The 13,733-nt window shown below is 60.3% G+C and carries 13 protein-coding genes; 7 read left to right on the top strand and 6 right to left on the bottom strand.

The features are described from left to right. Positions 1 to 188 precede the first annotated feature (188 nt). The gene (locus GTW23_RS00965; RefSeq protein WP_252914285.1) at positions 189 to 962 is read right to left on the bottom strand and encodes an SDR family NAD(P)-dependent oxidoreductase; all 774 of its coding nucleotides are present in this window, start codon (positions 960 to 962) and stop codon (positions 189 to 191) included. Between the two features lie 228 nt (positions 963 to 1,190). Here GTW23_RS00965 and GTW23_RS00960 point away from each other — a divergent pair, with 228 nt between their 5' ends. Both GTW23_RS00960 and GTW23_RS00955 read left to right on the top strand, forming a co-directional pair. Further along, positions 1,191 to 1,775, top strand: coding sequence for a TRAP transporter small permease subunit (locus GTW23_RS00960; protein ID WP_152010372.1), 585 nt, complete (start codon positions 1,191 to 1,193; stop codon positions 1,773 to 1,775). After that, complete coding sequence (locus GTW23_RS00955; protein ID WP_152010373.1) at positions 1,768 to 3,594, top strand: TRAP transporter large permease; 1,827 nt, start codon at positions 1,768 to 1,770, stop codon at positions 3,592 to 3,594. Before GTW23_RS00960 ends, GTW23_RS00955 begins: the two co-directional genes overlap by 8 nt. A gap of 382 nt (positions 3,595 to 3,976) precedes the next feature. Here GTW23_RS00955 and GTW23_RS00950 read toward each other — a convergent pair whose 3' ends face one another. Continuing rightward, a complete protein-coding gene (locus GTW23_RS00950) occupies positions 3,977 to 5,083 on the bottom strand; it encodes a TRAP transporter substrate-binding protein (RefSeq protein WP_152010374.1) in 1,107 nt (368 codons plus the stop codon). Positions 5,084 to 5,379: 296 nt separating this feature from the next. Between GTW23_RS00950 and GTW23_RS00945 the strand changes: the two genes are divergently transcribed. Beyond that, positions 5,380 to 6,150: a gamma-glutamyl-gamma-aminobutyrate hydrolase family protein gene (locus tag GTW23_RS00945; protein WP_152010375.1), complete on the top strand. Its 771-nt coding sequence runs from the start codon at positions 5,380 to 5,382 to the stop codon at positions 6,148 to 6,150. Between the two features lie 114 nt (positions 6,151 to 6,264). Here the strand turns inward: GTW23_RS00945 and GTW23_RS00940 are convergent, their stop codons facing one another. The 3 genes from GTW23_RS00940 to GTW23_RS00930 all read right to left on the bottom strand — a co-directional run bounded on the left by GTW23_RS00940 (position 6,265) and on the right by GTW23_RS00930 (position 8,917). After that, positions 6,265 to 7,239: a 2-hydroxyacid dehydrogenase gene (locus GTW23_RS00940; protein WP_252914284.1), complete on the bottom strand. Its 975-nt coding sequence runs from the start codon at positions 7,237 to 7,239 to the stop codon at positions 6,265 to 6,267. Then, a complete protein-coding gene (locus GTW23_RS00935) occupies positions 7,236 to 8,264 on the bottom strand; it encodes a LacI family DNA-binding transcriptional regulator (protein ID WP_152010377.1) in 1,029 nt (342 codons plus the stop codon). The genes GTW23_RS00940 and GTW23_RS00935 overlap by 4 nt, the downstream gene beginning before the upstream one ends. 80 nt (positions 8,265 to 8,344) lie before the next feature. Then, positions 8,345 to 8,917 (bottom strand): MarR family winged helix-turn-helix transcriptional regulator, encoded by a 573-nt coding sequence (locus tag GTW23_RS00930; RefSeq protein WP_252914283.1) that lies wholly within the window; start codon positions 8,915 to 8,917, stop codon positions 8,345 to 8,347. 79 nt (positions 8,918 to 8,996) lie between these two features. Between GTW23_RS00930 and GTW23_RS00925 the strand changes: the two genes are divergently transcribed. The 4 genes from GTW23_RS00925 (at position 8,997) to GTW23_RS00910 (ending at position 13,016) form a co-directional block, all read left to right on the top strand. After that, positions 8,997 to 9,740, top strand: coding sequence for a creatininase family protein (locus GTW23_RS00925; protein ID WP_252914282.1), 744 nt, complete (start codon positions 8,997 to 8,999; stop codon positions 9,738 to 9,740). A gap of 122 nt (positions 9,741 to 9,862) precedes the next feature. After that, positions 9,863 to 10,828, top strand: coding sequence for an NAD(P)/FAD-dependent oxidoreductase (locus GTW23_RS00920; RefSeq protein WP_252914281.1), 966 nt, complete (start codon positions 9,863 to 9,865; stop codon positions 10,826 to 10,828). Positions 10,829 to 10,891: 63 nt separating this feature from the next. Continuing rightward, positions 10,892 to 12,013 carry a CobW family GTP-binding protein gene (locus tag GTW23_RS00915; protein WP_252914280.1) on the top strand — a complete coding sequence of 374 codons (1,122 nt, stop codon included), beginning with the start codon at positions 10,892 to 10,894 and terminating at the stop codon, positions 12,011 to 12,013. Positions 12,014 to 12,026: 13 nt separating this feature from the next. After that, positions 12,027 to 13,016 (top strand): WD40 repeat domain-containing protein, encoded by a 990-nt coding sequence (locus tag GTW23_RS00910; RefSeq protein ID WP_252914279.1) that lies wholly within the window; start codon positions 12,027 to 12,029, stop codon positions 13,014 to 13,016. Between the two features lie 12 nt (positions 13,017 to 13,028). Here the strand turns inward: GTW23_RS00910 and GTW23_RS00905 are convergent, their stop codons facing one another. Next, positions 13,029 to 13,475, bottom strand: coding sequence for a glyoxalase superfamily protein (locus tag GTW23_RS00905; RefSeq protein WP_252914278.1), 447 nt, complete (start codon positions 13,473 to 13,475; stop codon positions 13,029 to 13,031). Between the last annotated feature and the right edge of the window lie 258 nt (positions 13,476 to 13,733).

Below are 13,733 nucleotides of genomic sequence, written 5' to 3'. Positions count from 1 at the left end.
CAGCCGGGCTCACCGCTATGCCGGCCTGCTACGGGCTACTCCCAACCCGTGAACTTTGAAGTGATATTTGGGCCTGCGCTCGAAACGGTCAATCGATTTCATGACCGGCCTCCGATTGCGCAATCAGACAGGCGACCTATACGCCGAAACGAAATTATCTTTCGCCGCAACGCTCTTTGGCGACCGATTCAACGGCCGATCGAATGCCCGCCGTCGACGGTTATGGAGCTACCGTTGAGATAGGCGCCCGCTTTTGACGCGAGCAACAGCACGACGCCGTCCAGATCATGCGTCTCGCCAAGCCGTCCCGTGGGATTTTGGTCGGCCATGATCTTGGCTCCCGGCCCCTTGAGGAACGGCGCCGTCAGTCCGGTATCGAACCATCCAGGCCGGATCTCGTTGACCCTGATCCCGTGTTTGGCCCATTCCAGCGCAAGGCATCGCGTCATCTGGCTGACCGCTGCCTTTGACGCTCCATAGGCCGACACCTGCCGCATCGGCATCTCCGAAAGCACGCTCGACACATTGATGACCGACCCACCGCGACCGTCGCGGATCATCCGCCGCGCAGCTTCCTGGGCCACCATGAAGGCGCCTTCCACATTGATGGACATCAGGTTGCGCAGTGTCTCGCGAGCAAGATGTGTCGCTTTGTCGCGATGCGCGACACCGGCATTGTTGATCACCACGCTCACCGGGCCGAGGGCTGCCTCGGCAAGGTCGAACCCCGCGCTGATCGTGTCGTCATCGCGCACATCCATCGGCACCGCCACGGCCTGTCCGCCAAGTTCCAGAATAGAGTTCACCCCGGCTTCAAGGCTTTCCGGATCGTTGCCAGCAAGCGCAAGCCTTGCGCCATTGACCGCCAGTGCCCTCGCCATGGCAAACCCCATTCCGGTGCCACCACCCGTCACCAGCGCAACCTCTTCGGACACATTGAACAATTCGCTTGCCAGCACCATCCACCTCTTCCTGCCACATGCAACAAGCGGTATAGCGGCAGTCGGGGTTTGAAGCCACCGCCCGCGATCCCATCGACTGGTAAAATTAATGCACCACTCGTTGCTTTTCGCGTGTTTTTCCTGATATGGGCTGGCGCAGCATCCTGCAAATGCTATGGGTGATGCAAAACGGGAACCATGGTTGATCACACCTTGTACAAACAGGGGTGAAATCATCGGGAGGGCAATATGGGAAGTCTTTTGGCATTGAGCCGGCTCATCGACCGGATCAATGAATTCGTTGGACGCAACGTGTCGTGGCTTGTCCTGGCAGCGGTGCTTATCAGTGCCGGCAATGCGACGATCCGCAAAATGTTCGACATGTCGTCAAATGCCTGGCTGGAGGTGCAATGGTATCTCTTCGGAGCCGTTTTCATGCTGGCAGCGGGGTACACCCTGCGCAAGAACGAGCATGTCCGGATCGACGTGATCGCCGGCAACCTGTCGAAGAGAACCCGAGACTGGATTGATCTGTTCGGCCACTTCCTGTTCCTGCTCCCGTTCTGCCTGATGATGACCTACCTCGCCTGGCCGTTCTTCTGGCGCTCCTTCAGCTCCGGAGAAATGTCGAGCAATGCAGGCGGCCTGATCATCTGGCCAGCCAAGCTGAGCATTCTGATAGGCTTCATCCTGCTGACCGCACAGGCCTTCTCCGAGATCATCAAACGCATTGCGGTTCTTCGCGGCATCATCAACGAAGAGCCTGGGCATGATCACTCCATGCCGCCACAGGTCGAAGCAGCCTCTGAAATGAAGGACGGCAACAATGCTTGATCTCATTGCCCACAACCTCGCACCCATCATGTTCGTCACCGTTATGGCGATGTTGCTGATCGGTTATCCGGTAGCTTTCACCCTCGCCGCCGGCGGCATGTACTTCTTCGTCGTTGGTGTGGAACTCAGCCACATCTCTCCGGAAATCCGTCTGTTCTGGCCGCTCGCCCAGGCGAACATGAACCGTGTCTTCGACATCATGCGCAATGACACGCTGCTGGCGATCCCGTTCTTCACCTTCATGGGACTGATCCTCGAACGGTCGCGCATGGCCGAAGATCTGCTCGACACCATTGGTCAGCTTTTCGGCACACTTCGCGGCGGCCTCGCCTTCGCCGTGGTCGTCGTCGGGGCATTGCTTGCAGCAACCACTGGCGTCGTCGCCGCATCCGTCATCGCGATGGGGCTCATCTCTCTGCCGATCATGATGCGCTACAACTATCATCCCGGTCTGGCGGCAGGCACCATTGCGGCATCCGGCACACTTGCACAGATCATCCCGCCGTCTCTGGTCCTTATCGTGATGGCCGATCAGCTCGGCCGGTCAGTCGGCGACATGTATGTAGGCGCCTTCTTCCCTGCGCTGATCATTGTCGGCATGTACTGTGCCTACATCTTCGCAATCACCCTGATCAAGCCGGAATGGGTCCCTGCCCTACCGCCGGAAGCCCGTCCGCTTGGTGACGGCGGACGCTCGCTTTATGTCATTATCGGCTTGGCAGTCGCATTGTTCTTCGTCTGCGACTACTTCGTCTTCGACGATCTTCGCTATGAAACGCGAGTAGTCTGGTCAGCCCTCGTCGCCACCATGATCCCCTACGCCTTCGCGCTGCTCAATCGCAGCATGAATCTCGGCTATCTGTCGAAAATGGCTGAGCAGGTTGTTATCGTGCTGATCCCGCCACTGGCGTTGATCTTCCTCGTTCTCGGAACGATTTTCCTCGGCATCGCCACACCCACCGAAGGTGGCGCGATGGGCGCAACCGGCGCTCTGATCATGTCGCTGATGAAGGGCCGGCTTGATCGGAAGACACTTCTGCAGGCACTGGATTCGACCGCCAAGCTCGCAACCTTCGTGATGTTCATCCTGATCGGAGCGCGCGTTTTCGCCCTTACCTTCTACGGTATCTCCGGGGACCGCTGGGTGGAAGAGCTTCTGCTGGCGCTGCCCGGTGGAGAGGTCGGCTTCCTGATCACCGTTTCGATCGTCGTCTTCATTCTCGGCTGCTTTCTCGATTTCTTCGAGATTGCCTTCATCATGGTGCCGTTGCTGGCGCCGGTGGCCGAGAAGCTGGGGATCGATCTGATCTGGTTCGGTGTCCTGCTCGGTTTCAACCTGCAGGCCAGCTTCCTGACGCCGCCCTTCGGGTTCGCACTGTTCTACCTGCGGTCGGTGGCGCCAATCAAAGCCTGGTACGACAAAACCACAGACCGGATGATCGAGCCGATTTCGACTAGGGCGATCTACACGGGCACCCTGCCGTTCATCGTGATCCAGATCGTCATGCTTGGCATCCTGATCGCCTTCCCGGGCCTTGTGACGCACTACAAGACCGAACCGGTGATCATGAACCAGGGCGACATCAACGAGGAGATCAACAACATCGGCGGCGGCGGATTTGGCCTGCCGGGCTCGGGTCTCAGCCTCGATGGTGGCCTCAGCCTGCCCGGCTCGCCCAGCCTTGGAGAACCCGGAAACGGCATGCCGGCGATGCCAAGCTTCGGCGAACAGCCCGCTCCGGCCGATCAGGGCGCAGCCCCTGCGCCTGGCGGCTTGCCTGCTCCGGGCGGAGCGACCGGTTTGCCGAACTTCGATTGATGGAAACACACCAACCGCGCGACTGAAGTCGCGCGGTACCCCTCAAGACCCGGCAAAGAAATCTGCCGGGTTTTTTGTCTGTCACTTAGGGCGAAGAACTGTACCTCGTCCGAGCCTTTGCCAAGGCGCGCCAGGACAGGTGGGATCTGACGTCCATTATCCTGCAACTGTCTGCGCGACAGCCGTGAAGCACGCGGTATGAGTTGCCGGCAAAGGCGCTGCGGGAAAGGCAACGGAAACGCCGGCACTTCGTTTGAGGCAGCCCCGCCAATAACCCAGGAATGAGCCGTGCTGCCTTTCGGGCCGCAATCATTTTCATACAGAAAAGCCCCGGAGCTCTTCAGCTCCGGGGCCTTGAAGGCATTTTGCGAAGTGGCGTGGCTTAGAGCTTGCCGCCGCGCTGCTGGATCATCATGAAGGTGTCCATGTTGTATTCGGACAGCTGGAACCAGAGGTAGCCGTCGCCGCGATAGCCCATGTAGCTGTCATGCAGCTTCTTGAAGTCAGCGTTTTCCGCGCCGATTTCCGCATAGACCTTGTTGGCTGCATTGAAGCAGGCTTCCAGGATCTCGAGGCTGTAGGGACGCAGCTTGGTGCCTTCCGACACCAGCTTCTTCAGAGCCGGCGGGTTGAGCGTGTCGTAACGCGCCATCATCACGCTGTTGGCCAGAGCCGAAGCCGACTTGACGACGCCCTTGTAGGCGCTCGGCAGTTCGTTCCACTTGTCGATGTTGATCAGGTTCATCAGCGTCACGCCGCCTTCCCACCAACCGGGGTAGTAGAAGTACGGGGCAACCTTGTTGAAGCCCAGCTTGGAGTCATCGTACGGGCCAACGAATTCGGCCGCGTCGATGGTACCCTTTTCAAGCGCGGCATAGATGTCGCCGCCAGGAATGTTCTGCGGCACAACGCCGACTTCCTGGATGATCCGGCCGCCGAAGCCACCGATACGCATCTTGAGGCCCTGCATGTCGGCCACGGTGTTGATTTCCTTACGGAACCAACCGCCCATCTGGGCGCCGGTGTTACCGGCCGGGAATGCGATCATGCCGTTCTTGGCATAGAACTCGTTGAGCAGGTCGAGACCGCCGCCTTCATAGAGCCAGCCATTGGTCATGCGCTGGTTCAGGCCGAAGGGAACGCCCGTTCCGAACGCCCAGGTCGGGTCCTTGCCGAAGAAATAGTAGGATGCGGTATGTGCCATCTCGATGGTGCCGTCGCGAACCGCGTCAGCGCCTTCAAGCGCGCCAACGATCTCGCCAGCGCCGTAGGTCTGGATTTCGAAATTGCCATCTGTTGCTTCAGCAACAGCCTGCGCGAAAACTTCGGCAGCGCCGTAGATGGTGTCGAGCGCCTTCGGGAAACCCGACGAGCAGCGCCATGTGACTTTCGGCATTGTCTGAGCAATGGCCGGAGCGGCCAGGGTTGTTGCGGCTGCGGCGCCTGCACCGGCTACCCCAGCCTTTTTGATAAAGGAACGACGATCCATAAAAACCTCCCAGTTGAAGTAACGCCGCGAGGCAAGGGATTTGTCTACCAATTGCACCCCAGCGACATGGGCTGACCTAACCATGTTGCGGCAGGCCTTTCAAGCAAAAGAGGTCAATTTCGGCCACAATGGTCAATTTTTCTTGCCAGTTCGAACCCAGGCAAATTTCAGTAAAAATTTTCGTAATTCTCAGGCGCTGCCTCAAGCGCTGCGGAATTGACAAAGAACCCGCGAAACGCAAAAACCTCAGACTGCAGGTCGGTGTGGCCGATCGGGCGAACCAAGGGAAACGGGCGATGCACAGTGGACTAGTCGCAATACCGGCGGATATCCGCGAATTCGATGGATACAGTTGGCACGCCGCCCCCGATCAGTACATCATGGCAGCCGTCAAAGGCTCGAATGTGTTGCCACTGATTGTGCCGGCGCTGGCGGATGGGACTGATGTCGACATGGTGCTGGACCGTGTCGATGGCGTGCTGATCAGCGGGTCACGCACCAATGTCCACCCGTCCAATTACGGCGAGCCGGAAACCGAACACCATGGCCCCTTCGATCCTGCCCGCGACCTGCTCAGTATCGCGCTCATTCGCCGCACAATCGAGCGCGGCATTCCGCTGCTTGCCATCTGCCGCGGCATCCAGGAACTCAACGTGGCGCTGGGCGGTTCGCTTGCGACCGAGATCCAGGCCCTTCCGGGCAGGATGGATCACCGCAAGCCCCAGACCGAAGACCGGGATGCGGCTTTCGCCATCCGCCATTCCATCAAGGTCAAGGAGGGAAGCTGTCTCGCCTCCATCGTTGGCCATGGCGATGTGAATGTGAACTCGCTGCACCGCCAGGCGATTTCGGAACTGGCGCCGAGGCTGGCGGTCGAGGCGGTCGCCGAAGACGGGACGATCGAAGCCGTCAGCGTCATCGATGCCAAGGGCTTTGCCATTGGCGTACAGTGGCACCCCGAATACTGGGTCGGAAACGACGAGATCTCCGACAAGATTTTTGCGGCCTTTGGAGACGCCGTCCGCGCCCGCCACGCGCATCCGGCCGCGGCCGCGGCCGCGGAGTAGCGCAGACCGGCCAATGACACTCAACCGGCTTCGACTGCATGGCGCAATCGAAGCCGCAGAGCGATCACAAGCCACCGGCTTGATCAATTCACATGGCGTGCAACTGGCTCACTGTCAGCTGGATGCGCGGTCAAGACCGGTGCATTCGGGAACCGGTGTCAGTGCAGGACGTCCGGAAAGCCATGCCGCCAGATTATCCACCACAAGATCCGCCATGGCGTTGCGCGTCGACACCGAGGCGGACGCCACGTGTGGCAACAGGCAGGCATTCGGCAGATCCATCAGCTCCTGCGGCACATGCGGCTCATGCGCGAACACGTCGAGCCCCGCGGCCGCGATCCTCTTTTCCTGGAGCGCCGCGATCAGGGCAGGCTCGTCAATCGTGGATCCACGACCTACGCTGATCAGCACGCCCTGCGGACCAAGCGCATTCAGAACTTCCACGTTCACCGCCTTCTCGGTAGCGGCACCACCCGGAACCACCACCACAAGCGTGTCCACCGCTCCAGCCAGATCAATCAACCGTGCGTGCCAGGGATAGTCGACATCCGTGCGCTTGTTTCTGGTGTGATAATGGATCCCCAATCCGAACGCTTCCAGCCGCCGTGCGATCGCAAGACCGATCCGACCCAGCCCGAAGATCCCGACGGTCCGGCCCCTGAGGCTCAGGGACGTCAGCGGGTAGGCACCCTGGCTCTCCCAATTGCCGTCGCGAAGGTAAGCCTCCGCTTTCGGCAGCTCACGAACCGTGTTGAGCAAAAGCCCGACGGTCGTATCGGCAACCTCGTCCGACAGCACGTCAGGTGTGTTTGTCACCATCACCCCGCGGCTGGCCGCATGGGCCGCATCAACGGCATCGTAACCCACACCGAAATTGGCAATAACCTCCAGATTGGGCAGGGAATCAATGAACTCCGCCGAAATCGCAGTCGCGGCGGCGACGCCTCGGATGCGTGCGCGCGCATCCGTATCCAGAAGCGATGAATCACCATTCTCGATTGAAATCGCCTCGAACTCGGCCTCGACCCGCTCCCGGACCCGGGGATGAACCTTGCCGGCGAGAAGAACGGTTGGACGCGGATTGCTCATCGGCCTGCTCCCGGATTGAGTGGCGAGGTTGATTGCCTGATCCGCATTTCGGGCTTGATCAGGTGAAGCCCGTCGGCCTCGCTGGAGCCATTGAGCTTGTCAAGCAGCGCCCGCGCCGCAAAGCGGCCGACCTCCGACTGTCCATTCCACACGGTGGTCAGCGCTGGAGTGGCAATCGCCGCCTCCTCGAGATCGTCATATCCGGTCACCGAAATATCCTTTCCGGGCACGAGGCCCGCACGCGCGATACCGTTCATCAGGCCGATGGCCACAAGATCGTTCCAGCACACCGCGGCTGTCGGTTTCAACGGGTTGGCGAGGAAGTTAACTGCCGCTTCAAATCCGCTCTGCTTTGTCCGCGGCCCCGGAATCCGGAGTGCAGGATCAACCTCGATTCCCGCTTTTTTCAGCGCATTGGCATATCCCGCATAGCGGTCCCGGCCGGTCGAGGTGTGATCCGTTCCGCCGATCATGGCGATGCGGGTGTGTCCTAGACTGATCAGGTGATTGGTCGCAAGCGCGGTTCCATAGGCATCGTCGCCACGGAAGGTGGGTACATCGATCTCCGGCACCGAACGGGCGATGAGGATCGCCGGCATGCCGTTGTCCTCTGCCAACCGGATATCCGACGCTGGCGTACCGATCGCCGGCGACATGATGACGCCGTCCCCGCCCAGTTGCAAAAGCGTCTCGATGAAGTTGCGCTGCTTGTCGACCGAATCATAGTGATTGGACAGGATGAAGGTCTGCCGGCTGCGGTCGAGTTCCGTTTCGATCGCCTTGAGGATCTCGGCATAGAACGGGTTCATGATGTCATGCACGACCACGCCGATGATTCCCGACCGGGACGTTCTCAGCGAGGCCGCGCGACGGTTGTAGATATAGCCGAGTTCGATGGCCTTTTCCTTGATCCGGTCGCGCGTCACGTCGGCCACCAGCGGACTGTCGCGCAAGGCCAGGGAAACGGTTGCCGTCGAAAGTCCGAGCGCCTCCGCTATCGTAGAAAGCTTGATCTTTTGAGCCAAATTCCGATTCCCCCTCACGGAGCAAACCGCTCCGATTCAAACAATTAAACAAAACTAAAAGGTTTAAACCGGGCTGGCAATCAGGCAGCGTCACCGGACGTCGTGTCAACGGCAGCAGAACCTCCGGTCCGAAGCTGCTCCGGGGTGCTGGTCCCGGCGCTGTCAGGTACCACGGCTCCGTCCGGACGCAGGGTTGCGGAGATGTTCGCATCCACCGTCGCAAGCAGCCTGAGAAGTTCCGCAACTTCCTTTTTCTTCAAGCCGGCAAAGGCAGCTTTCTCGGTCTTGCGCTGGGATTTGCGTATCGACTTGATCTGGTCCCTTCCCGCCCCGGTCAGGAAAATCAGCATCATGCGCCCGTCATCGGGAGAGCCCTCACGCCGGACGAACCCCTGCGCGGCAAGCCGGCCGATGGTCTTGGTCACGGTCGGAGCCTTGACCCCGAGCGAGATCGCGATGGCTCCCGGTGTCTGCCCGTCCTTGGCGTCCAGTGCCAGCATCACGCCGTCCTGGCCCGCGTAGAGGCCGAGATCCAGCAGGTGCCGCGACAGCGCTGTCCGGGCATTGCGCGCCACCTGTGTGATCATCGACAGGGCCTCGGCCTGATCGCCCTTTTTGGCTTTCGGCATCTTGCTCTTCTTTTTGGCGGACATGGACAGCTCCTTCTTGCGGCCTTTGCTCCATCACCCTACGGTCCCGACACTAATCATGCCTGATCGGAATAACCACCCTATGTCTGCACGACCCGTACCGATTGCAATATTGCCGCTGGGAGCTCACGAGCAGCATGGTCCGCACCTTCCGTTCGAGACCGATGCGCTGATTGCGCAACATGTGGCCGAGCGGCTTCGGGATACAGCACCAGCCTCCGTCATGACGGAACTCCTGCCTGTCGAATCGGTCGGCTATTCCATCGAGCATATGGGTGTGACAGGTACGCGAACCTTGGCTTTCGACGAAGCGGTCAACCGCTGGATCGAGATTGCCGGGCGTTGTGCCGCACGTGGTGTAAGGCGGCTCATGCTGCTCAATGCCCATGGTGGCAATTCACCGCTGTTGACGATCGTTGCCACCGAGGCCCGCGCCCGCTTCAACATGCTGGTGGTGGCGACCAGCTGGACCCGGTTCGGGTTTCCGGCCGAAATCATCCCACCCGAAGACAAGGCCTTGGACATTCATGCAGGCGACATCGAGACTTCGGTGATGCTGGCCATACATCCCGAGCTTGTTCGCATGGACGCCATCGCGGACTTTCCTTCGCGCCAGGCGGAGTATGCCAGACGGTTCAGGCATCTGCGGGCCTATGGCCCGCATGCGTTCGGCTGGAAAATGTCCGATCTCAACGCCGACGGTGCCGCCGGCAACGCCAGCAGAGCGACAGCGCAGAAAGGTGAAGCATTGATCAACCACGCGGTTAGCGGATTGACGGAATTGCTCGCCGACATGGCCGAATTCGATGTCGATGAACTCGGCTGAAGCTGCTTGTGTGCAGACCTCATGAATGCACTGGCCGCCCTCTCCATGGCTTGAATTGCACAGGATCTCTCTAGTTCCGCAAACAAGGCATTTCGGGCCTCCGGTAAACTGGAACTATCAGAATGATTGAAACCGACATCCTTGTCATTGGCGCAGGCCTGGCCGGACTGACGCTGGCGCGGGAGCTTTGCGCGAAAGGCACAAAGGTGCTGCTCCTCGAGAAATCGAGGTCACCGGGCGGCAGGCTCTCTACCCGCCGTAGCGAATTCGGCAGTTTCGATCACGGTGCCCAGTACCTGACCAGCCGCACACCCGGTTTCACAAAAACGCTCAACCATCTTGCCGAAACCGGCGACCTCGCGCAATGGAACCCACAAGGCAAGGACAGTGACCATCCCTGGTGGGTTGGCAAGCCGGGAATGTCGACCCTGGGCAAGGCCCTCGCCCGGGACCTCGACATCAGCTTCGAGACAAGGGCCACCCGGATTGAAAAGCAGGGACAGAGATTCCTGGTTCACACCGAAATCCGGTCGGAAGCCGGCCCAAGATATCTTGCGTCGAGAGTAATCGCAGCCATCCCTGCCCCTCAGGCAATCGATCTGCTCGGGCCGCTTGATCCTGCATTCCAGCAAATCCGCAATGTTGAAATGGCCCCCTGCTGGTCGGCAATGCTTGCTTTCGACACCCCTCTCGAGGGGTTGCCGGATCTCATCCGTGGGCAGGATCCGGACACGCTGGCGCTGGTTGCCCGCAACGGTTCCAAGCCCGGACGCAGCGGCGAGACCTTCATCCTCCATGCAACGCCGCAATGGAGCCACGCGCACATCGAGAGTGAGCGCGATGCAGTAAAATCAGCCATGGTCGACGCCTTTGGAACCCAGACCGGCCAGAAGGACATCCTGCCCGCTCCGGTTCATTGCGAGGTTCACCGCTGGCTTTATGCGCTGGTGGAACAGGCGCTCGATCAAGCTTTTGTCGGCAATCCTGAAAACACCCTGTTTGCCTGTGGAGACTGGTGCATTGGCGGCCGCGCTGAAGCAGCACACCAGTCGGGAGAAGCGCTGGCCCGGCACATCATAACCTTGTGAGTGGCGCAAGGCGCACGAAACGCCTATATGGGGGAAAACACTCCTTCCTGACTGAGAGATCCGATGAGCGAAGCGCCCGCATCCACCCCCGTGTCCCCCGTTCCCGTGGCCCCGATCCCCGTGACCGTGCTGACCGGTTACCTCGGCGCCGGCAAGACCACCCTGCTCAACCGCATCCTGTCAGAACCGCATGGCAAGCGCTACGCGGTCATTGTCAACGAGTTCGGTGAAATCGGCATCGACAATGACCTGATCGTGGAATCCGACGAGGAAATCTACGAGATGAACAATGGCTGTGTCTGCTGCACCGTGCGCGGCGACCTGATCCGTGTCGTCGAAGGACTGATGCGCCGTCCTGGCCGGTTTGATGCCATCATTGTCGAAACCACCGGACTGGCCGACCCGGTGCCGGTCGCCCAGACCTTCTTCATGGACGATGATGTTCGCGCCAAGACCAGGCTGGATGCCGTTGTCGCACTGGTCGACGCCAGACACCTGCCAGCAAGGCTCAAGGACAGCCGCGAAGCCGAGGACCAGATCGCCTTTGCCGACGTTGTGCTCTTGAACAAGACGGACCTGGTGACCCCGGAAGAGCTGGAATCCATCGAACGCACAGTGCGGGCGATTAATCCGTCGGCACGGATTCACCGCACCGAACGCGCCGCAGTCCCGCTCGATAAGGTGCTCGACCGCGGTGCCTTCGATCTCAGCCGTGCGCTCGAGAACGATCCGCATTTCCTCGACCACGATCACCCCGACCACGCCTGCGGCCCGGATTGCGATCATGATCATGACCATGACCATGGTCATCACCACCACGATCACCATGATCACACGCACGATCATCATCACCACGGCCACGGCCACGCCGCCCCGGCGGCCATCCACGACATCACCGTTCAATCGGTTTCGTTGCGAGCTGGTCCCGTCGATCCGAAAAAGTTCTTTCCCTGGATCGAAAAGATCACCCAGCTTGAGGGACCCAACATTCTCAGGCTCAAGGGAATCATCGCCTTTGAAGGCGACGATGATCGCTATGTAATCCAGGGTGTCCACATGATCGTCGAGGGCGATCACCAGCGGGCCTGGAAGGAAGATGAGAAGCGGGAAAGCCGCCTTGTCTTTATCGGCCGTGATCTTGACCGCGAGAAGCTCGAACGGACTTTCCTCGCCTGCCAAGCCTGAGGAAAGCAATCTCATGCCGACTGTCGCGCCTATCGACATTGATGACCATTGCCTCACGGCTGTATTTCTGGACGACGTTCCGGTCTTTGCACTTGCCTCCGGGGAGGTTGTTCGCCTTGATCACGGAACACACCGCCACACCCTGCATGACGGCTTGCTGTGCAGCGCAGTCGGTTGGGACGGCAAGAGCCTGGTTACCGGCGGCGAGGACGGCAAGGTGATGCGGCTCGGCGCCGATGGCAGCGAGACCACATTGCGTGCCCCGGCCCGCAAATGGGTCAGTGCCATCGCCGCAGGGCCGCAAGGTGCCGTTGCATTCGCCGAAGGTCGCGCAGCAACGGTACTGCTGGCCGATGGTACCGAACGGACATTCGAAGAGGCACGGACCATCGAGGGGCTTGCCTTTGCCCCCAAGGGGTTGCGGCTGGCGATGGCCCGTTACAATGGTGTGTCGCTGACCTTCGTGCACGGCAGCGCGCCGGCCATGGATTTCGAATGGAAAGGTGCCCACAACCAGGTCCTGTTCAGCCCCGACAACCGGTTCCTCGTGACCGCCATGCAGGAGAACGCACTGCACGGCTGGAAGCTGGATGGCAAGCCGGGCGGTGAACAGCGCCACATGCGCATGACCGGCTATCCGGCCAAGGTCAAATCACTGTCATGGTCGAACAAGGGCAAGTGGCTCGCCTCGTCCGGCGCACCATCCGCAATTGTCTGGCCGTTTTCGGGCAAGGATGGTCCCATGGGCAAGGCTCCACTCGAACTCGGCCAGCGGGCTGACACCATGGTGACGTGCGTCGCCTGTCATCCGGTCGAAGATCTCGTCGCCATCGGGTTCGGCGACGGTATGGTGCTCGCCGTGCGCATTGCCGACAGCAAGGAGGCGCTGTTGCGCCGCCCGGGCAAGGGCCCGATCACCTCTCTGGCATGGAACAGGCCAGGTCGCCTGCTCGCGTTTGGATCGCAAGCAGGCGATTGTGGCGTTGTCGACATCGCTGGATGACAGCCGCCACGGTCACGACCAGGACAGCTCCAGTTGCGGACGGCCGTTCGACGTTCGGGCCTGGCTCACGCCATCCTTGCCGATGACGCCATTGACCCGTTTCCGAAACGACGAGAAGCTGTCGAAGGTGACAACGTCCACCGCTTCATCCAGATCCAGCGACACCCTGTAACTTCCCGGTGACGAGGTGATGGCGTGAATGCCGACCACTCGCGCCGAGAACGGCTGCCCGAGATAGGCCCCGGTCACGCGGGCGCCGGGAGCAAGGCTTTCCGGACCCCGCCGATTGCCCAGCGCGGCGTGCAAGGTGTTCCAGTCGTTGTACCCGTATTGGGCAGCGATCAGTTCCAGCGCGCGAGAGTGGCCGATTGTCTCGCCGCCGGCCTGCAGCCGGCTTCTCAGGCGCTTCGCCTGATCCTTCAATGTACTCAGATTTGGCAGTGGCGTGTCATCACGCATGGCAGTTCTCCTGTCATGACATGCCTTTGACTTTGGGGTATCCGCATTCCACCATCTGGCATGTCATCGAAAAAGGTGACTGCTCGAAAGCTGGAGGCTTCACCATGGCTCACGCCTGCGGACGGCCGGGGCTCCAGACCCGAAGACGCCCAGATAGGGATCCCGAAGCACATTGTCAATCGGAGAAGCCGAAGTGACGGCTCCAACCCCTGAACGTGGCCGCCAGCGTGTTTCCGGTTTGATCGGGAACCTTTGGTG

The organism is Parahoeflea alexandrii (assembly GCF_024105735.1).
Lineage (GTDB): Bacteria > Pseudomonadota > Alphaproteobacteria > Rhizobiales > Rhizobiaceae > Hoeflea > Hoeflea alexandrii.
Note: the sequence above shows the minus strand (reverse complement) of the source record. Positions and strands in the feature narration are given on the sequence as shown.